Here is an 18,964-nt window from a genome sequence, read left to right on the forward strand (position 1 = left end):
TGTGTTTCCTGGTCACAGACAGGCCTCGAAGCTGCGATCGCAGACGAGGTAGATGGCGGTGGTGTCCGTCTCCGAGCCGGCCGGGCCGATGCGGCCGTGCTGGGCCGTGGCGGAAATCCAGCGACCGCGCAACTGCTCCAGGGGGATTTCGAGCGGGTAGCGGGAGAGGTTCGTCACGCGCACCGCTGTCACATAGAGCTGGCCCGACTTCCACTGTCCCAGCGGGACCGCCTCGGCATTCGCACCTCGCAACAGCCCCACCACGGGCTTGTCGCTGACACCGACCTGGACGACACCCGGCGTGGCCACGGCGAGCCGGCGCGGCGCGTACAGCTGCCGCGCCGCGTGCCGGGTGAGCATGACCATGTCGGCGCCCGCTTCTGCGGCGCCTGGCTCGTCGCCGGCCCTCTTTGCGACCGACGACGCGGCCGCAGATGCGGAGCTGCCCGTCCCCTTCCCGTCCACGGTGGAGATCTCCAGCTCAGCGGTGCTTGGGGCGGTGTCCTTGCCCGCGACGATGTCCAGCGGCACCTGCTGGCCGCTGTCGATCAGCTCGGCCACGATGCGGATCGGCGCGAAGGGCACCAGCGCCGTGATGTAGAGGGTGCGGTCGATGCTCTCGATGCGCGCCACGGTCTCGATGTCGCGGGGCACGTGCAGTGCCACCGGAGCCGGCAGCGTCACCAGGCGCTCCACATTGAGCGCAAGGGGAACCTGGATCGGTGCGCGGTCGAAGACCGCTCGCTCGATGTCTCCACCGCCGCGGGATGCACGACGTACTGCGCCGACGCGTCGGCCCGACGCGGATGACGGTGCCTGGGCTGCCTTGACGGCGGCGGCCGCAGCCCGCGCGGCCGCGCCAGGACCATCTGCCGGCATCGAGGCGGAGCCCGCCACGCCAGGCGCGCCTGCTGCGCCGGGTGTGCCCATGTTCTGGCCCAGGTCCACGGTCGCCGGTGCCGCGCCCGACGCCGTGAACGGTGCCGAAGGTGCGGTGTTGGCTTGGATCAGGTCTGGGGGCACGCCCTTGAGCGTGAGGTCCTTCACCTCCTGGGCATGCATCGGGCAGGCCGCGGCGAGCAGCGCAGCGAAGACGGCGCAGGCCGGCACCGCTGCCAAGCCGGGGCGACGCACGAGCAGGCGCCGTCGGATTCGGGTGATAGGCGAATTCATCGGTTGGACTCCAGAGGCGACGCTTCCGGAAGCGTCGAAGGCGCGACCTGGCCCGGCAGCGCCGGCACCTTGAGCTGCGACGGCGGGTTGGCAGCGGGACGCTCCAGCTTCAAGTCCGCCTCGTTCAGCCGCGCTGGCACGTTGGTGCCGTAGCAGTCGATGGCGAGCTGCCAGGGGTTGCGCTCCCGGTCGACGTCGAAGCGCACCACCCGGATTGGGAAGCGGATGTAGATGTCCTTGACCGGCTGGCCACGGAAGGTCTCCTGGACCTGGGTGTCCAGGAAGACCGTCCAACTGCTCTTGCTGGCGTCCGCGACCACCCGGTTGCTCGCGTAACCGAAGCCGGCGATCTCGGTGACTTGCCGCGTGCGGTTGCGAAGCTCGCCTTCCCGGCCGCGGCGCTCCATGTCTGCGGTGAGCTGGGCCACGCATTGCGGCGTGACGAAGTTCTGCATCCGGTAGATCTGCATGCCGTAGTCGCGGGCCCCGTCTTCCGACCACCGGTTGATCTGCTGCCAGATGTAGTAGCCGAAGGCATAGACGTTCGCGGGCGGCACGTCGGACTCACCGCTGCGCAGCGCGACCGAGGCGCCGGCGGCGATGTTGGGCGCCAGGTGGACGTTCAGGTTCTTGGGGGTGAGCCAGGCCATCCACGTCGTGAAGGCGCCGAACGCCATGGCCCCATAGAGGACACGACGCAGCAACCGATTCGTCCGCCGCTCCGACGCCAGTGCGTCCAGGTACTGCGAGGAACTCATCGTGCCGCCCCTGCATGCGAACGGGCCAGGTGCGCACCAAGAGCCGCCAGCCGCGCCATCATGGGTGGCGTGCTGGTGGACTCATCGGTGGGCTGTGGCATGTCGGCTGTGGCTCCCGGGTCCCGGTACCTGAACGGGCTTGCGAACCCGAAGGGCAGCACGCACCCCACGCTCCAGAAGCCGGTTCGCGTCAGGAAGCGCTCACGGGACAGCCCGCGCGTGGCCATCCACCGCTGAATCGCGTGCTCGTAGTAGTAATCGGGCCGACCTCGCTTGAGCTTGGCCAACCGTAAGGAGGCACTCCAGAGGGTGAATGCTGTGCCGAAGGTCGGCAGTGCCAGCCCGATCTGCCAGACACCGGTCGTCAGGATCACGAGGAGGCCCACGAACCCGTAGCCGGCGACCGAGAGCACGGCGATCCAGGTTGCCTCCGTCGCCGCCATCCCATTGAGCACGGGAGGCTCGACGTTGACCCTCGCCGTTACCGGTGCGTGGCTGCGGGCGATCGTCTGGCCCGGCGCTGCCGGATGGGAAGGCAAGGTCATCCGAGCACCTTGACCACGAGGGTGATCATCATGAGGACGAAGATCATCAGCAGGCCACCCATGATGAAGTACTCCTTCAGGTCACCGAAGGGCGCGCGCCCGGACGTGTACTCCTTCCATTTGGTCAAACCACCGCTGGCGACGTAGATGCCAGCGACCGCCGCAACGATGGTCCCGAGGATGGTCAGGCCCAACTTGAAGTAGGCGCCCATCTGGCTCAGGTAGTCCCCGTCCTTGACCGATTGCCCGTTGAGGCCCTCGGTGGGAACGGTCATCTGTGGAAGCTCCGCCATGGCCGGCACGCAGTGCAGCGACAGCCAGATGAGCGCGAGGGCGACGAGGCCTTGCAGAGCGAATCTCTGACCGATGTGCCCGAAGAAGCAGGAGCGCCGGGCGGATGTGGGGGGGATGTACATGTGGATTCCTCGTGATCGGGGGTTGAAGGGATCGGGTCAGCGCCATTGCAGAAGGAACGTGATGAGCGAAAGCACCACGATCAGCAGCAGCACCAGCACGCGCACCACCTCGGCCTTCGAGACGGCGTCGTCCGAGTAGGCTTGGATGAGCAGGCCGGCCAGCCAGGCGGCCAGCAGTAGCGCGGCGACGATCACCAACGTGACGACGTTGGTCCGCAGCGCCGATGGGTCGACGCCGGAGGCCGCCTTGAACGCGTCGACGAGCATTTGGTTCATCGACAGCTCGCACTATTGGCGGTAGTCGCCGCGCAGCGGTGCGACAGGCCGCGGCTGCCGCGGCGCGTCGACGTGCTGGTCGATGGCCTGGCGCATCATTTCCAGGTCGCGCTGCAGCCAGTCATAGCGGAACTTGACGCGCTGGCCGGTGGGGGCGGCCTGCGCGGCGTCGCTCACCATGGCCTGCACACGCGCGAGTTCGCTGGAGATCCGGGCGAGCTGCTCCCGCTCCTGGTCGTCGTCTGCAAGCGCAAGCCCGGCGCACGTTGCGAGGCCCAGTGCGAGCGCGGCTCGCAGCAGCCGGCGCGGCCAGGTGGTGAAGGAATGGATAGGCATGAGAGGCTCCTACAGGTACTTCTTGAAGGCGGCGAGCGTGGTGGACAGGCTCATGGCGACGAGGACGGTGAAGACCAGGACCATGTAGGCGGGGTTGAAGCCGCCGAACGGCCAGGCGAGATAAAGGCCGAAGCCTCCGGTCAAGGACCAGCGCGTGTAGCGCTTGGCGTGGTGATAGATGAAGGAGCTTTCTCGGCCGCCTCGCCAACGCCGAAGGTCCCGGCGCACGAGGCCATCCACCGCCCCGAGCAGACACGCCAGCACGAACGCAGGAATGGCGAATACCGCGATAGCCAGGCGCAGCACCACGTCCATCGCCACGTACATGCTGATGACGGCACAGCGTGCCCCTTCGCGCACGACGATCTGAAGCAGGTCGCCCAGGCCTCTGAAGCCGCTCAGGCCTGAGCCAGGACTGACGACGGGCACGCTCCCCGGCTCCGAGCCATCGGGGTGATGCAGACGCATGTAGAGCGCCACGATGCCCAGCGACGCGTAGGGCTTCTGCACCCATCGCAGCAGCTCGTTGCTCAGCGCGACCGTGTCGCCCACCAAGACGCTGCGCGGCGCCGCCTCGATGTATCCCAGGTCCTGTTCAACCATCCGGCGCGCGTGCAGCTCGGCCTCGTCGGGCCACACCAAGTAGCTGCCGACGATCTCGATGGCGACGCCCAATAGCCAGGCGCTCAGTGACACGAACACCAGACTCATGCAGATCTCGAACACCCAGAGGATCGGGCCGCGCGTGGGCGCCGCCAGAGTCGCCGTGCTCATGCAGCATCCCTCCAGACAGTGCCAAGTACTGCCCGCTGATCCAGCACGTTGCCTTGCGGGTCCAGGTCGCCCACATCGGCAGGCTCGGCGTGCTGGGCTTCCTGGGGCTCGGCAGCAAGGTTGGTGGCGATCAGGTCGGCAGCCGCGGCGCCAATCGGTTGGCCCGCCAGCCAATCCGTCTCGCTCGCCCAACGCTCGCTTGTGCGATAGCGACGCTTCATGTCGACCGCGACCTTCTTCAGGCTCTCCGGCACGAACGGATCGTTCGCGGCGTCCGCCAGCGGGATGCGGATCTTGAAGGGCCGATTGCCCTCCAGCAGTGCGAATGCCTGACCCTGCGGCAAGCTCAGAAGATCGTTGGCCTGGATCAGGGGCACCTTGGTGCTGGTGATGATGTCGTCGTTACGGCTGGTGAAGTCGACCCCGGTGCCCTGGGCCGCCGTGTCGGTCACACCGGACATGGGCGTCAGGTGCACGACATTCACCTCAGGCACCTGCTTGGCCAGCAGATCCGCGGTGGCCACCGAGCGCACGCGCAGCATGACCAGGTGGTTGAAGTTGTCCATGATCTGGCCAGCCTTGGCCTTGTCGCCGACCTTGGCCTCGATGTCGAACATTGACTGCGTGTAGGCCGTGATCCGGAAGCCGGAGCCACCGAGCTTGTTGACCATGGGCACGAACTCCGGGCCAGCGATTTCGTTCACCTCGTCGAAGTGGCAGCAGACGGTCGGCAGTACGAGCTTGCCGTCCTCCCGGTGCGGATCGAGCCCGGTCTTGTAGAGCTTGCCGCCAACGCTCACCAGGTCGGCCAGCATCGAGTTGCCCACGGCCGAGGACACCACCGAATCGGACAGCGCATCGAGGCCCACGTACACGATGCCGCCCTGGCGCATCACGCTCATCCAGTCGAAGATCGGCCGCGTGTCGTCGGCGTCGAAGTAGTCCGGGCTGATGAGCTTGCCCACGGCACCGGACGTGAGCTTCTCCAGGAAGGGGCCCAGGCTGGCGATGATCTTCTCGTAGAAGCTGCGGTCGTAGCTCACGGCGCCGACCAGCCCGAGGAGCACGTTGTCCGTGACGCGGCTTTCCTTGATCCACAAGATCATGGCGATCACATCCGGGGCGCGAGTGGAGAGGGAGCGGTCCACCGCGACCTTCTTGGTTTCGATCCGCTCCTGCAGCGAATCGAGCTTCTCCTGGTATTTGGCGTGCCGGCCCTGCTGTGCCTCGCGAGCCCAGAAGAAGTGCGCGTACTCCATGAACAGCGGCTCGATGCCGGTGACGTCGCGCAGAAGCGTGTCGTAGGTCGGGATGCGCCCGAGCGCGACCTGGGCCTGGGCCACGATGTTCGTGAACCGCCAGGAGAATTCCTTGAACGCCGCGGAGTTGCCGCTCGACGGCAGGGCATTCGTGGCACGGGCGGCCACCTCGGTGATGCGGCTGAAGTTGCCGATTCCGTTGTAGCGCGCCGAGATCTCCGGGTAGCCCAGGTGGAACAGGTAGAACTGCTTGTCCCGGCCGGCGCGCCGGGCTTCGGCGTACATGCGCAGCATGAGGTCCGCATCGCCCTTCGGGTCGATCACCACCACGACATGGCCCGCATGGATGTCCTGGGTAGCGAGCAGTTCCAGCAACCGCGTCTTGCCCACCCGCGTGGTCCCCATCACCAGCAGATGGCCGGCGCGAGCGGTCTGCCGCAGGGCGACGGGGCATTCTTCCTGCGCGCCCACGCCGTGGAGGATCGACGATCCGCCGAGGTCCATGTTGGGGTACAGCGGGTTGAGCGGCCCGCCGACGCTGGTGGCGGCGCGCACGGCCTGGGCTCGGCGCGACAGCGGTGCGCCCGTGTTCTCAGCCGCTGACAGCTCCCCGGCTACGCCGGCGGTCAGCGATGCACCGAACGCTGCCAAGCGCTGCTCCAGCGGGGTGAGCTTGACGTAGGGCTCTGCATCCCGCCGTGTCGCATCCAGCTTTCTTTGCGCGTGCTGCTGCCCCCAGGCGAAGCCTTCCCCCAGGTAGAGCTGCTTGCTCAGGTCGACGGGCAGCTTCGAGGGAGCGACGCGGGTGATCTTGTTGAGCTTCAGCCCCCGCTGGTACTGAACGACCGTCAACGCCTGGCTGCAGCGCCGCCACCCGAATGCGATCGCGCCCACGGCGGCGACGAGCCCAAGCAGCGGCGGCATCATGAGTGCCCAGGGCGCTGCAAGGGCGACCGCGGCAATGCTCCAAGAGACCGCCGTGCTCCAAAGCTCGACCGGGGGGCGGAGTTGCCCTTCCATGACAACGCCGCTGCTCATGGGCGCACCTCCGGGGGCTGCTCCGTTTGCCCTTCAAGGCCGTTCGACTCACCTGAGCCGATCAGGATCTGTCGAGCGTGCCCCGCCGCATCGATGAACACGGGATAGACAATCCCGCTGGCCAGCAGCTGATCGTCCATCCATGAGCCCATCGAGGGCGCGTACGCCAGTTGAGGGGCGACTGCTTGAATGGCGCGGAACTCTGCCTCGGTGCGGGCCTGGACCACCACGCCCCAGGCCTGTTCCTGCAGCAGCCGCTCCCGGTTGAAGGCGAGCCACCGCATGGATCGCACATCCGCGCCGACGATGAAGATCGGCTGCACCTGCCAGGTGGCGTCGAACACCCTTCGCTCATGGGGCAGCACGCCGGTCGAGAGCTCGGTGCTGATGGGAAACCGCAAGCCTGGCATCACACTGCCCCGGGCGGCTGGATCGGAGCTGGTGATGGCAGACAGGTAAGGGGCGAGCGGCACTCCGCGGCCACTGTCGTGGACCACTTCCAACGACGCAGCGGGCGTGGCCACCACGCCCTGGCCGCGGCTCGATGGACCAGCCATCACCAGCGCTGCGCACAGCAGGGCCGCGGCGACGCGCCGGCCCGCTCCTTTTCCAGCGGCGTGCCATAGGCGGTGCACACGTTCTGGGCTATCCATTGGCGCTCCAGGTGAACCTGGTGGTGGCGGCCTGCGCGAAGGTCAGACCATGTGCGGCGATCTGGCGGGCCACCGAGGCGGCATAGCGTGCACCGCGCTCCCGACGCTCGGAGGTGTCCAGGCCGCCGGTGTGGTACCGGGCGACCGCCTGCGCCCAGTCGCCCGTCGCGGCGAACTGCTGGCGAAGGATCAGCGCGCCCACCGCCAGGTTGGGATACGGGTCGAGTGCGCGCTCCGGGCTGCGCAGCTTGTCCTGGTGATAGCCCCAGTTCACCTGCATGACGCCGCTGTCGATGTTGGTGATGCCGGCGCGCAGGTGCCGCTGCATCGCTGCCACGGTCTCCATGTAGCTGCCGTAGCGCTCGGGCCTGCCCGCGACGCAGAGCGTCCATGGGAACGGCAACGCCAGCGGCCCGAAGCTCATCTTGCTCTCCTGCAGTGCAATGCCGTAGAGCAGCCAGGCCGGCAGCCCTGTGTAATGGGCTGTCAGGATGTAGGCGGTCGGGGGCACTGTCAGGCGCACCGTGCTGCGAGCCCCTGGCCCTCCAGCTCGTCCCTGTGCTCCGCCAGCGGCGACGTCGGCCCGCGGCCGCTCCGCCTCACGGCTCGCTGCACGGCCGAACTCCTCCGCTGGGCGCCGAGCATCGGAGCCCACATCAGGCAGGATCACGGTGACCTCGGAGCGGTCGTAGGGCATGAGGTCCCGCGGATCGGAGGCCAAAGCCCAGGCGGGCACGAGCCCGCACGCGGCCGCGCCAAGGCCGCTGGCGAGTGCCGCGCGTCGCGTCAGCGGTTCCTCGGCGCCAAGCAGAGTCATCGCAGTCCCATTGCCCGCGACGAAGGTCCCCGAGCGGCCGGCGTGCTCGGCTCCATGACCAGGGTTCGCGGGACGCCCGCGGCGTCCGCCGACCCTGTGGGTGCAAACACCTTGGGAAGACCGTCGAAGCTCACGATCGGGCTGCTGCCCACAAGGCGGGTGATCGCCTGCTGGTAGGCAGCGTCCCATGCCAGGCTGCGCTGCACATCGGCGTAGACGGCCTTCGCCATCATCTCGGCGTAGCGGCGCCGCTCGGCATCGGTTCGCGCGTGGATGCCCAGGGCTTCGATGGGCGACAGGTTCGGCACCGAGAAGGCAGCGCGGGGCCCCTGCAGGAGCACCTTGGCGCGGGTCATCTCTTCGTCCGTGAGGCCCCAGATCTCGGCAAGAAGGCGGTCGTGTGCGTCCAGGCCTGTCGATTGCCGGGCGCTGTCCCTCGCTTGAGTGCCAGTGACCTGGGTGCGGTCGAGCTGGGTTGTCGAGGTGCCGGTCTGGGTCTGGGCAGGGACAGCCATGGGCGCGCCGAGGGCAAGGGCCAACAGTGCGGCAGTCGGGAGGGATTTCATGGGTCAGCCCCCTTGGCGGCTCGATAGCGTGAAGCTCCGGCCGCCGGCGGAGAACGTTGCCGTTTGCGAGGATGGGTCGGCGCTCTGCAGGGTGACGCCGTTGAGGGTGTCGCCGGGCTTCAGGGTGCGGGTCCGCGTGTCGCCCGGCAAGCCGGTGGTCACCACCACCGACACCTGGCCGCCCCATAGGTCGACCGAGAGAAGTTGCCCACCGATGGTCGGCGCCGGCGGCACTACGACTGGCTCAGGGGCGGCGGGTCGAGCGGAACGGCTCGTGGGCTTTCGGCCAATGTCATGCGGCTGTGCATGTGTCGGTGCAGCGGCTCCGCGTCGCTCGGCGACGGGCGTGGTCGCATTGCCTGGTGCTGCAGGCGTGGACGGCGTTGAAGCCCGGCTCCTTAGATCCGCGACCTGGGCCTCCAGGGCTGCGAGGCGCTGCTCCAGGGCCGGCGTCGACGACGAGGCAGCAGGCGATCCAATCGCATTCGGGCTGGCCGCAGGAATGCCTTCACCCGAGGACCGCTCCGTGAGCACTTCCTGCCCCGGCGCCCGTGCCGGCGGAGGCGCTGGCTCCTGCAGCGCGTCGGGCACCTGTCCCGGTGCCACAGCCGCGGTGGCCGTATGCAGTGGCTCCATCGGCATTGCGGCAATCTCGCCGGCCGGCTCCATGCCCGCCAGCGGCTTGGGCTTGGGCGTGAGAAGTTGGTAGCCAAGCACTGCAATCCCCATAGCAGCGAAGGCGGAGATCACCCTCAGCAGGTTGCGACGCGCCGAGGTCCTCGGCTGCTCACCTGGCGCTGCGCTGAGGGCAGCGGCTGGGAATTCGCCCTGAGCCGCCTCGGCAGCTGCAGGCGGCGCCATCTCTGACGCGGCGTCGAACAGCCGAGGATCTGCCTCGAAGGCTGGCTCGTGCGAGTGCGTCGGCTTCGGACCATCTACCTGCATGTCCGCCTCACTCGATTTCGAAGACACGGAGGGTGCCGTCCGACACCACCATGGCCATGGGGCGCGACAGCGTGCCCATTCGTTGTGCCAGCTGTGCGAGCGCCTGGTTGAGCGTGCCGGTGGCGGTGAACTTGGCGGCCGGGGCAGGAAGTGGGTAGTCGTTCACACTGTCCCATGCCAGTGCCAGGCCAGCAGCGTCGCTCCACTGACGCAGAACGCCCTGCAGGGTCTTCTGTCCTGCGGTGGGCCATTCGCGGCTCGCTGCCCCCGGCCGCGTGGGCCGCGGGGGCGCGGCGATCGAGGCGGGTGGCGGCAGCGGTGGCAGCGACGCGACCGCGGCCGGCGGTGCGGCGGGGGACGCCGAGCTTGGAGCCGGCGCGGGAACAGGCACCGGCACCGCGGTTGCCACAGGCGGAGTCGATGCCGGAGCTGGAATCGGGGTCGGCGGCACGGGAGGAGCAGAGGCGCCATCCTGTGCAGAAGCGCCTGGGGCGCTACCCGCTCTGCCGGCGATGCGATGGGCATATGCACCCGCCGGCTCGATCCAGACGACACGCGTCAGCGGGTCGGTCCTCAGCTGCCAGGCGGTCCCCATGAGTGCGCCAAGGATCAGCCGGACCTTGTACGGACCGATCTGCCGCTGCGACTCGGGCAGCGGCAGCGCCAGGTAGTCCCGCGCCTCCTGGGGGATTGAAGCCGCCGCGATCAACCGGTAGCCGGTGCGCAGCAGCGCATACCCGAGCGCTTCACCGATCGTGCTGACGTTCTGACGGGGAAAGCTGAGGGCTGCGACCACGTCCAGCGGCTCCAGCAGTTCGGCAGGCGGCTCGGTCGATGCAGTGCTGTACCGGTTGAGCACGACGGTGCCTGGGTCCTGCGCGCCGCCCCCGTCTGCGCCCATCCGGCCGTCGCGGCGCACCCGCACGTGAGCAGTAAGGCGGCCTGGGTCAGCGTCCCTGCGCGAAGTGCGCTGCGACCTCGGGTGGCGGTGTTCATCTGTCGAGCCTCATCGTCTGGTGATGAGGCAAGTTTTCCGAGGCGCACGCCCGGGCGCCACAATCAATCGGCTTTACGTGAAACGCGATATCGGCTTGACAGAGAGACGAAGGACTGTTCCAGGAGTAAATCGCCGAGTTCACCCACCTGTTACGGCAGCGGGCGGAGTTGATGCGGCCAAACAACACAACCTGTCAGACCGCTCCGGCTAGCAGTTGCTAGAATGAATCAAGATTCTTTTATTTGAAGCACAAATAATAAGAATGCTAAAAGCACCCCAGCAGCGTGTTTTTAAGACTGGCGTAGATGCTGGACGGTGAAGTAGCATGTGCTCACCTAAACTCGGGGAGCGCAAAAAATTACTCGTTCCAAAAACCTCTCTCACAAGCGCTGTGATCCGTGCGCTGACTTCGTAGCTTAGCGAGGCACGCTGAGCTTGGCCTCATTTCGGCTGCACGGATTCCAATACCTATTCTTGTGGCTAAGCCATTAAGCTCACAATGAGTTTAAATCGCCAAGAATCCAATGATAAATTTCCACATGAAATCTGGCACGCGAGCTGTTTTCGCCGCTGTTCTTCTGGCAATTACTCTAGCAGGGTGCGCAAGCCCCGGGAAATTGCCCACGCGACCAATCGCCGAAATCGATGGTGCCGATGAATTAACCGTCGCCATCGGAGATCCTCAATGGGGCACCTATCTCAAAATAACTGATGTGAAGTCGGCGCCACGGCTTCGCTATGGCTACAACCAAACCGGCGCCTGCGTTAAGGGAATCCTAGGAGTTGTTTTAGAGCGTACACCTAAGGAGTTAATCATTACACCTCAGCCGACAATGGAGACATGTCAAAAATTTAGGTGGCGTGTGAAGCTCGATGGTTCCGGCGCTCGTGAGCAACTCTGGCAGGACGGACGTTGGACTACGTCGATTCTGAGGCCAGAGATGCGCATCGTCGCAAACTAATCTGGTGAATTTAGCCGTCCCCGTCCCCGTCCCCATCGCCATCCCCGTCGTTCCCCCCGGCGGACCCGGCGCCAGTGCCGCCGACGCCACCACCGACGCCGCCCGGACCGTCCGCACTAGGAGCACCAGCAGCAGAACCGCCGCCGATGCCATCGGTATTCCCATCGGTCCCGTTTTGTTGCGGCTGCCCGGTATCGCTGCTTTCGCCGCCGTTACTGGCGCAGAGCGCCGGGTCGGGCTGATAGTAGGCGAACTTGCCGTTCGCATCGAAAACCCGGCACCCTGGAAACCTTAATGGAGTGGCACAGGTGCTGTCGTCCATACCGATCCCGCAAGTGACGGCCAACACTTGAGTCGATGCGGCTGCAACCGAGATGGTCAGAAGAAATTCTTTAATTCGCATTTTTCAGAGTCCCAAGTCTTTATTCATACCAGCAGCCGGTGTCCACCTGCGCTTGAGTTGCCACCCCCATGCCCGAGTTATCCTCGATCACGATGCCCCACGCCCAGCCGTAATCCCGCGCTGAGAAATTCGACGCGGAATTTCGCTGATCGATGGACTGTGGGGTTGCAACGATTCTGGGCGTGCCACCACTACGGCACGACGGCTTCGGAATCGTCCAGGCGTTACCAGCCATATAGGTGGCCGTGAGCGACCATTTGCCCATCCTGCTGTTGAGTGGCATCCACCGCTGCCCCACACAGTTCATGGCAACGCCACTGGGGTCGATGCCAAGCATGCCGTTGTTCGAGCACCAGTATCCATCCTGAGCTGACGTGATAAACGGTGCCCAGGTCTGGGTATCGTGGCGGCAGTAAACAAGAGTTTCGCCCGAGCCGCGATCGTTTGACCGCCCCATCGTTCCAGGCGTAACGCCAGTGCACGGCGAACCGATAGAGAAGCTCCCATACTCAAACGCGAGCTTCTTGGTTAGGACCCGGCCGTTGGTGGCTACCAGGCCTTCGGCCGCGTTATCTTTGGTGATGACAGTTGAGGCCTCGTTGCTATTCCACGGGAACGGTGTGCTTTTCCCTGGGTTTTCCGCGATGAGAACAGACCCTCCAGCCGCGATGTCCCACGTCCGGACCCCTCCTCCCCAGCCGGGCGGCACATCGTTGGGATCGAAGCACTGGGTAGCAACCCGGCCATCGGCGGTGATCTTGAAGCAGTTGTTGACGGAGACGTTGGCACCATCCGCCGAGGAGATGTTGTTGGTGGTGACCCCGCCAGCCGCCGTGAAGGTGCTGTTGGTGGTGACCGGCCCATTGAAAGTGCTGTTGCCAGCGACCGTGAAATTTCCCTGGAAGTTCGGGTCCCGGCTGTCCCCCACCACCAGGTAGTTCCCATAGCCCGAGGTGCCATAGCCCACACGCACGCCCACCACGCCCGCGGGCGCGCCGGAAATCGGGTTGGACACCGTGGCGCCACTCGGGCTGCGCAGCACGCCCGGGCTGCTGTTGAGCGCGACCAAGCTGTCGCCGCCAAGACGGTCCAGCAGCGCGCCGACGGCCACGCCGTTCATCTCGCTGGTGCCTGGCCGCCGCACAGGGCTATCCAGATACACCTGGCCGGTGATGTTGCAGGTGGAGCCCGAGCATCCGGCCGGAATCTTCGACAGCACGATGCGGTAGGTGCCGGAATTGATGGTGGCCGTGGACGAGGTGCCGGGGGCCAGGTAGCCCATCGCAACCAACTGCTGCACCGTAGGCGCCATCGTCGTGCCAGGGCTCGTGCCCGCCGGGACGGTCGCGCCGTTCTTGCTCACGGCCTTGTCGGCCTGCAGAGCCGCGCCCTGCTCCTGGATGTAGGTGTTCACGGCGTCGCCCATCAAGCGCAGAACGTCCCCCTGCAGCTTGCCGCTGGAGAGCTGGCTGCGTGTCCGCTCGCCTTCGAGCTGGGTAACGGCAATGACCGAGCTGATCGCCAACGCGAGCATCACCTGCAGGATGGAGAACCCGCGCTGCAAACGGATGCTGCGCACGCGGCGGGCTGCCCCCGGGCAGGGGCGCGATGAAATGTTCATGGGGTGTGCTCCGGAGGCTCAGAAGGGCCGGCAGATCGCCCGCCGGCCCCGGGCAATCACTGCGACCGGCCGAACACGAAAGTCAGGTCGGAGGTAGCGCTCGAATCGCAGGCCGTGGCCAGGGCGGTGACATCGAGCACGCCGTCGTTGGGTTTGACCGTGGTGGCGCCCACCACGATCCGGCGGTACAGGCGCTGCACCTGGCCCACCACCTCGTAGCAGTCCGCCCTCCTGACATGCGCGTAGCCCATGGCCAGGGAGTCGTTGGTGGCGGTGATGGAGTCGGGCGTGAACGTGATCGCGCCGTCGTAGGTGTTCTGGGCCGTGTCGGCGCCGGCAGTGCGCAGACTGGCCGGCACGACGTTGGCCTGCACGGCGATCGCCGTGGTGACATCGCCGAACTGGTTGTCGGGGCCGAACACCTTCTGTGCGCTGGAGGTGATCGTGGTGATCTGGCTCACGGCCGTCTCGATGCGCGTCTTGCGCGAGGAGATCGAGTACTGGTCATACGCCACGATGGCGATGACGCTGGCCACCATCACGCCCAGCAACAGGCCGACAATGAAGCCACCTTCATGTCGCCGCCCCGAGCGGCGGCGGAGGTTGCGGCGGATGAGACGCTGACGGACTTGCGGATGCTGCATGGTTTCTCCCTGGTTGGATGAAAAGCTCGGATGAGCGAAGCGGGCGGCAGGCTGCAGCGCCTAGCCGCCTTCGAGAATCCGGTCCGCCGTGGTGGCGTTGGCCATGGCGCTGGCGATGGTCATCTGGCCCACCGACATGAGCACGGCGAGGCTGAGTGCGCTGACGGTGATGCCCCAGCTGAGCGCGCTGGCAGCGAAGGTCACGCGCGCACCGAGGGCGGCGACTTCCTTGTCGCCCAGCGTGACGAGTACATCTCCGAAGCTGCGGGCGGAATCCATCAGGCTGGCGAGCCGGGCCCGCACGGTGGGCGGCATGAGCCCTCGGCCAAAGGCGGCTAGGTAGTCCTCGGGCTCCTCCTCCAGCGACAGGATGATCCGGCTCACATGCCAGCGCAGCCACGGCCCGCTGGTCTGCCGGATCGTCTCCAGGGCCTCGCGCAAGGCCAGGCCCGCCGACACCATCATGGCGATGCTCGACAGCACGATGGCGGCGTTGTAGGAGCGCCAGAGCGAGTAGAAGGGCCAGGCCTCGACCTTGAGACGGGCAACGCCGATCCACCGCGGAAGACTCATGATGAGCACGCTCAGGGCCACGGCCAGCCCGAGGAGCAAGAACAGCCCGTAGTCCAGGACGAAGGTGGCCACATCCCGCACGAATCCGTTGAAGCCGGTCCAGATCACCGGCGGCGCTTCGGCGGCGATCTTCAGGATCAGTGAGGACGTCATCGCCACCACCAGCACCGTCAGCACCACGGCCACGATCGGCACCGCCAGCTCCTTGGCCAGCGTACGCAGGGACCTGATCTGGAACTCCACGGCCGCGGCCGTCATGCGCAGCGCGAATGGCTTGTCCTCCGCCCGATCGACCGCCGCCAGCGGCAGGTGGTCCGAGCGCGGCGCGATGCCGGAGAACAGGTCACTCAGCGATCCGCTCTCGCCGGCGGCCAGGCGCTGCAGGATGGCGCGGACCACGTGCTCCGTGGCCTGGTCCTTGAGCATGCGCGCGTTGGACAGCATGCGCAGCAGGTGGTCGCGGATCGCCACCTTGCGCTCCAACGCATCGGCCAGGTCCCGATAGAAATCCGCGCGACGCGTGGCCCAGATCAGCCTGGACAGCTTGAGCATGAGGGCGTTTGCAAGGCTGCTTCTGAACATCGCCATGGCCTCTAGTGAGCAGATTGGTTGCGGCGGCGCCGCTGCGTGCGCTGCGCGAAGGTGTGCCAGGCTTCGAAGCGGGCGCACTGCCGTGCGTCGACCTGGCCGTTCAAGGCCTTGAAGAGCGTGTGTTCGAACACCGTCTTGCCGTCCATGTTCGGGCTGTGCAGATCCCCATCCGAGTGGGACCGGTACCACTCCAGCGCCTCGGCGTCGTTACCTTCCCGGACGAGGTCGAGCCAGTGCTCGTCGGGCTGGTAGATCTCCGCCACCACCGTCAGGCCCTGCGTTCCGCGGTGCCGGCATTTGGGACAACCCTCGGCGCGCTTCCAGCGCATGGCACGGCTGTCCAGGCCGAGGTCGCGCACATGCTCCAGGATGCGGTGGACCGTGACCGACTCGCGGGCAGCCTCCTCGCTGTCGGCGCAGCAGTGCGGGCAAAGGACGGGCACCAGGGCCTGGAAGATCAAGGCGTTGAGCACGTTCGGCGCGGTGAGCACGGTGCGCTTGAGCTGCATGTTCTCGTCCACCAGCCGCGGCACGATGCCCGACAGAAAGTTCGCGTGGACCGTGAAGAGCGTGGGGTGTCCAGTCAACGCGAACTCCTGCATCGCGCTGGCAGACACCTGGTCGCGCACCTCGCCCAGGTAGACCACATCGGGGTCCAGGCGCAGCAGCGCGGTGATCACCTTGGTGTAGCTGCGTGCCGATCCCTCCGGGTCCGCCAGATCCCGTTGGAGCGGGAACTGATGGATGCTCATCGGGTACTCCACGGGGTCCTCCACGGAATAGACCGCCAGGCTGGGAAGATCCGGATTCAGCTCCACGAACGAGCGCAGGAAGGTCGACTTCCCGGAGCCCGTGGCGCCGGCCACTGCCACAGCGCCGCAAGGTGCCTCCTGGGCCCGCTCGATCAACCGCACCTGCGATTGCGCATAGCCCATCTGCTCAAACGTCATCGGGGGACGGTCCTCGCCGATGTGCAGCAGCCGAAGCACGACCTTCGGTCCAGCGGCGCCCTTCATGCTCTGGAAGCGCAGGTTCAGCTGCCGGCCTGGTACGCGGTCGTAGGGGATCAGCGCATAGATCTGGCCCTCCATGAAAAGGCTGTCGCTCCCCGTCCCGCTCTGCTGTTCGTTGTTGTAGATGGCGTGCATGGCGCTGATGAGGAACGCCGCCGGGTACTGTCCGCCATCCTCGGCGCGCATGCGCTCCATGGTTCCGTCGATCCGAAAGCGGACCTGGCCCGAGGTGCCGTGCGTCTCGATGTGGATGTCGGTCGCGTTCTGCTCCAGCGCATACCGCACCCACCGGTCGAACTGCTCCATGTAGGTGTTCTTCGCCCTCGTCTGCCCGCTCACACTCGCCATGGAGGTCTGGCCGGCCGAGTAGATGGCTGCGATCACTGCAGCCTCGGCTGTGGCGACCTTGCTCATGAAGCCGAGTTCGCTCAGGCGTCCGCGAACCGCAGCAATGACGATCGGCTCTGCCGCCGCATGCACGACCAGCGCGTTCGTGCCGCTGAGCAGGATGGCCACGAGCGTGGCCTTCTCCTCGTCCGCGAGCGCAATGCTCAGCGGCCCTTCACCGTTGGAGATCACACGGTTGAAGCGCGGGACGTCCTGGAACGTTCGGAAGTGGTCGATCGCAGGTGCTGCCGCTTGCACCACCCCCGGAGTAGCGTCCCCTCTTTTCAACGGTGCCAGGGCTGGGGCGGCGGCGGGTTGTTGGGTCGGCGTGAACAGGGCACGTTGTGCAGGTGCAGCCGGACGAGTCGGCGGTGCCGCGGGCGCACGGCGTCCGAAGAGGTTGCTCAAGCTCACCTGGTGCCTCAGATGGTCTGGCCGAGGTGGACGACCTTGGTGCCGCAGGTCTTGGGTGCTCCCTTGCAAGGCACGCGCAGCACCAGGCCGTCGCCGGTCGCCCTCTCGACCACGAAGCCGTTGATCTGCGCGCCAGGACGGGCACGCATCAGGAAGTTGCCGTCCACCACCTCCGCGACCCATTCGCCGTTCAGGGCGTAGAGCGAATGCACGACTGCCGGCGGCTTGGGAGGCTTTGCCGGGCGGGGCGGGGCCGCGACGGCCTGGGCCGGCGCGGGCGCCGCGGTCTTGGCTGTGGCGGCCACCTGTGCTGCCTCCAGGTCCGCCTTCGCCTTGGCCATGTCGGCCTCCTGCTTCGTGCGCTGGGCCGCGGCCAGGTCGGCAAGCGTCTGAGCGTGCACGCCGCCCGCTGCACCGGAGGCGGCCAGGATGAGCAGAGCAAGCTGCCATGCAGCCTTAGTTCGGGCGGACATAGAAGACTCCTTTCAGGGTCGCGCGTGCGCGCTCCAGGGCAGGTTGGCGGGCATCTCCCACGGAGATCGACCAGCTGCGCCAGGCAATGTTGGATGGGGCATTGCGGATCACCTCATCGAGCTGAGGCAAGGCAATGGAGGAGACGACGATGTCTCCCTGCTGCAGCGCCGCGGGGTGGTTGAACGTCGGCGGCAGGCCCGCTACGCGCGGCCACAGCATGGGCGCGGAAAGTTGGATACCCAGGCCTGCGACAGCCCAGTCCTGCATCAGGGAAGCCTCCGGGCCGGTGGCGAACTCGGCCAGCCGCGGCAGCGCGGACGGCGCGAGCCCGATCGTGGGCAGTGCCTGCGTCCAGGAGAGCTGGGCCTCGTTCAGGGCGATGGTGGGCCGGCGCGTCAGCTTCAGGCCCGGCAGCGCGCGCTCCAGATCCGCGTAGGTGCCGGTGCCTCGGCTCAGTTCGACGTGGCAGCCCGAGGTGGTGCTCTTTCCAGCACCGGCACCAGGATCGGCCAAGCCGCACTCAATGCGGCGCATCTGCCAACCGGGCAGGTCGAGCCGCAGCGCGTCGGCCGCGGCATGGGCAGCGACCAGCGCCTGCCGCTCGACGCCGACGTTGCGCTTCGCTGCCGCAAGGGCTTCGAGGTAGCGCGGTGATGGGTCGTCGGCCTGGGCCTTTCGCAATGCCTCCTGCCGCTGGGCCTCCGCATGCCGCTGGTGGACGTACAGATAGCCGCCGATCGCCGAAGCCCCCAGGGAGAGGACCAACAGCAGCTGGGCATAGTTGACCGGGATCGAGCGGATCGCGGAGGTGGCATTCGCGGCCGCGGAAATGCTCTCCAGCAGCCCTTCGTACTGGTGGGCATTCGGAAACAGCCGCTCGTCGTCCGCGAAGACGCTGGCCTCGGGGTTCTCGCCCAGCCAGGTGCGGGCACGGTTGTACGCATTGGCCGGCGCCTCGTCCACGATGTCGAGCACGGGCAAGCCCCCGACCGCGGCCACGACGGCGACCTTGTTCCCCGGGAGCGAGACGAACAGCAGAGCCGCCGGATGCTGCGCCGTCCAGGCGCAGAAGGCAGCGGCCAGCGAATGCGAATGCCTGGGCGGCTTCGAGCCGTCGAAGGAGACGAACAGGCCTGCCAGGGTCCGGGGCCTGCTGCCTGAGCCCTCGACTGCCTGCCCTCTCAGCAGAAGGGCGGCGGAATGCGCGCCTTCCTTGGCAAAGCGCCGCAGCGCCTTGACCGGCTTCTCGTTCGGCGGCACCAGGCGCCACTGCAGCGCACCCCACAGCGTGAGCTTGGGGCCTTTGTGAACGACGACGGTGGTCATGCC

The 18,964-nt window shown here is 66.8% G+C and carries 20 protein-coding genes; 1 reads left to right on the forward strand and 19 read right to left on the reverse strand.

What is annotated here, in order from left to right; all coding sequences use genetic code 11:
- Positions 1 to 12 precede the first annotated feature (12 nt).
- From ACT54X_RS12620 to pilL2, 13 genes are all read right to left on the reverse strand, one after another.
- On the reverse strand, positions 13 to 1,173 hold the full coding sequence (locus ACT54X_RS12620; RefSeq protein WP_476346834.1) for a TIGR03749 family integrating conjugative element protein: 1,161 nt from the start codon (positions 1,171 to 1,173) through the stop codon (positions 13 to 15).
- Positions 1,170 to 1,931, reverse strand: a complete 762-nt coding sequence (locus ACT54X_RS12625; protein ID WP_476346836.1) for a PFL_4703 family integrating conjugative element protein — start codon at positions 1,929 to 1,931, stop codon at positions 1,170 to 1,172. The genes ACT54X_RS12620 and ACT54X_RS12625 overlap by 4 nt, the downstream gene beginning before the upstream one ends.
- Positions 1,928 to 2,476, reverse strand: coding sequence for a TIGR03750 family conjugal transfer protein (locus ACT54X_RS12630; RefSeq protein WP_476346838.1), 549 nt, complete (start codon positions 2,474 to 2,476; stop codon positions 1,928 to 1,930). Before ACT54X_RS12630 ends, ACT54X_RS12625 begins: the two co-directional genes overlap by 4 nt.
- Entirely contained in the window at positions 2,473 to 2,892 is a 420-nt protein-coding gene (locus ACT54X_RS12635) for a DUF2976 domain-containing protein (RefSeq protein WP_476346840.1), read from the reverse strand. The genes ACT54X_RS12630 and ACT54X_RS12635 overlap by 4 nt, the downstream gene beginning before the upstream one ends.
- Positions 2,893 to 2,928: 36 nt before the next feature.
- The gene (locus ACT54X_RS12640) at positions 2,929 to 3,168 is read right to left on the reverse strand and encodes a DUF3262 family protein (protein ID WP_476346842.1); all 240 of its coding nucleotides are present in this window, start codon (positions 3,166 to 3,168) and stop codon (positions 2,929 to 2,931) included.
- Between the two features lie 12 nt (positions 3,169 to 3,180).
- On the reverse strand, positions 3,181 to 3,504 hold the full coding sequence (locus ACT54X_RS12645; RefSeq protein WP_476346844.1) for an integrative conjugative element protein, RAQPRD family: 324 nt from the start codon (positions 3,502 to 3,504) through the stop codon (positions 3,181 to 3,183).
- A gap of 9 nt (positions 3,505 to 3,513) precedes the next feature.
- Positions 3,514 to 4,278 carry a DUF4400 domain-containing protein gene (locus ACT54X_RS12650; protein ID WP_476346846.1) on the reverse strand — a complete coding sequence of 255 codons (765 nt, stop codon included), beginning with the start codon at positions 4,276 to 4,278 and terminating at the stop codon, positions 3,514 to 3,516.
- Positions 4,275 to 6,575, reverse strand: a complete 2,301-nt coding sequence (gene traD, locus ACT54X_RS12655) for a type IV conjugative transfer system coupling protein TraD (RefSeq protein WP_476346848.1) — start codon at positions 6,573 to 6,575, stop codon at positions 4,275 to 4,277. Before traD ends, ACT54X_RS12650 begins: the two co-directional genes overlap by 4 nt.
- The gene (locus ACT54X_RS12660) at positions 6,572 to 7,228 is read right to left on the reverse strand and encodes a PFL_4695 family integrating conjugative element protein (protein WP_476346850.1); all 657 of its coding nucleotides are present in this window, start codon (positions 7,226 to 7,228) and stop codon (positions 6,572 to 6,574) included. Before ACT54X_RS12660 ends, traD begins: the two co-directional genes overlap by 4 nt.
- Positions 7,221 to 7,739 (reverse strand): transglycosylase SLT domain-containing protein, encoded by a 519-nt coding sequence (locus tag ACT54X_RS12665; RefSeq protein ID WP_476346852.1) that lies wholly within the window; start codon positions 7,737 to 7,739, stop codon positions 7,221 to 7,223. Before ACT54X_RS12665 ends, ACT54X_RS12660 begins: the two co-directional genes overlap by 8 nt.
- A 302-nt stretch (positions 7,740 to 8,041) precedes the next feature.
- Positions 8,042 to 8,611: a hypothetical protein gene (locus tag ACT54X_RS12670; protein WP_476346854.1), complete on the reverse strand. Its 570-nt coding sequence runs from the start codon at positions 8,609 to 8,611 to the stop codon at positions 8,042 to 8,044.
- Positions 8,612 to 8,614: 3 nt separating this feature from the next.
- A complete protein-coding gene (locus ACT54X_RS12675; protein WP_476346856.1) occupies positions 8,615 to 9,583 on the reverse strand; it encodes a hypothetical protein in 969 nt (322 codons plus the stop codon).
- Positions 9,564 to 10,481, reverse strand: coding sequence for a PFGI-1 class ICE element type IV pilus protein PilL2 (pilL2, locus tag ACT54X_RS12680; protein ID WP_476346858.1), 918 nt, complete (start codon positions 10,479 to 10,481; stop codon positions 9,564 to 9,566). Before pilL2 ends, ACT54X_RS12675 begins: the two co-directional genes overlap by 20 nt.
- A 611-nt stretch (positions 10,482 to 11,092) precedes the next feature.
- On the opposite strand from pilL2, the gene ACT54X_RS12685 reads away from it, so the two are divergent.
- Positions 11,093 to 11,515 carry a hypothetical protein gene (locus ACT54X_RS12685; RefSeq protein ID WP_476346860.1) on the forward strand — a complete coding sequence of 141 codons (423 nt, stop codon included), beginning with the start codon at positions 11,093 to 11,095 and terminating at the stop codon, positions 11,513 to 11,515.
- A gap of 422 nt (positions 11,516 to 11,937) precedes the next feature.
- On the opposite strand, the gene ACT54X_RS12690 is transcribed toward ACT54X_RS12685, so the two are convergent.
- From ACT54X_RS12690 to ACT54X_RS12715, 6 genes are read right to left on the reverse strand one after another with little or no spacing between them, the layout of a single operon-like run.
- Entirely contained in the window at positions 11,938 to 13,539 is a 1,602-nt protein-coding gene (locus ACT54X_RS12690; protein WP_476346862.1) for a type II secretion system protein, read from the reverse strand.
- Between the two features lie 56 nt (positions 13,540 to 13,595).
- Positions 13,596 to 14,183, reverse strand: a complete 588-nt coding sequence (locus tag ACT54X_RS12695) for a type 4 pilus major pilin (RefSeq protein WP_476346864.1) — start codon at positions 14,181 to 14,183, stop codon at positions 13,596 to 13,598.
- 60 nt (positions 14,184 to 14,243) lie between these two features.
- Positions 14,244 to 15,308: a hypothetical protein gene (locus ACT54X_RS12700; protein ID WP_476346865.1), complete on the reverse strand. Its 1,065-nt coding sequence runs from the start codon at positions 15,306 to 15,308 to the stop codon at positions 14,244 to 14,246.
- Positions 15,309 to 15,349: 41 nt separating this feature from the next.
- Positions 15,350 to 17,155 (reverse strand): GspE/PulE family protein, encoded by a 1,806-nt coding sequence (locus ACT54X_RS12705; RefSeq protein WP_476346867.1) that lies wholly within the window; start codon positions 17,153 to 17,155, stop codon positions 15,350 to 15,352.
- Between the two features lie 14 nt (positions 17,156 to 17,169).
- A complete protein-coding gene (locus tag ACT54X_RS12710) occupies positions 17,170 to 17,634 on the reverse strand; it encodes a hypothetical protein (protein ID WP_476346869.1) in 465 nt (154 codons plus the stop codon).
- Positions 17,618 to 18,961, reverse strand: a complete 1,344-nt coding sequence (locus ACT54X_RS12715) for a hypothetical protein (RefSeq protein ID WP_476346870.1) — start codon at positions 18,959 to 18,961, stop codon at positions 17,618 to 17,620. Before ACT54X_RS12715 ends, ACT54X_RS12710 begins: the two co-directional genes overlap by 17 nt.
- Between the last annotated feature and the right edge of the window lie 3 nt (positions 18,962 to 18,964).

The organism is Pseudacidovorax sp. DMC4, assembly GCF_056314265.1.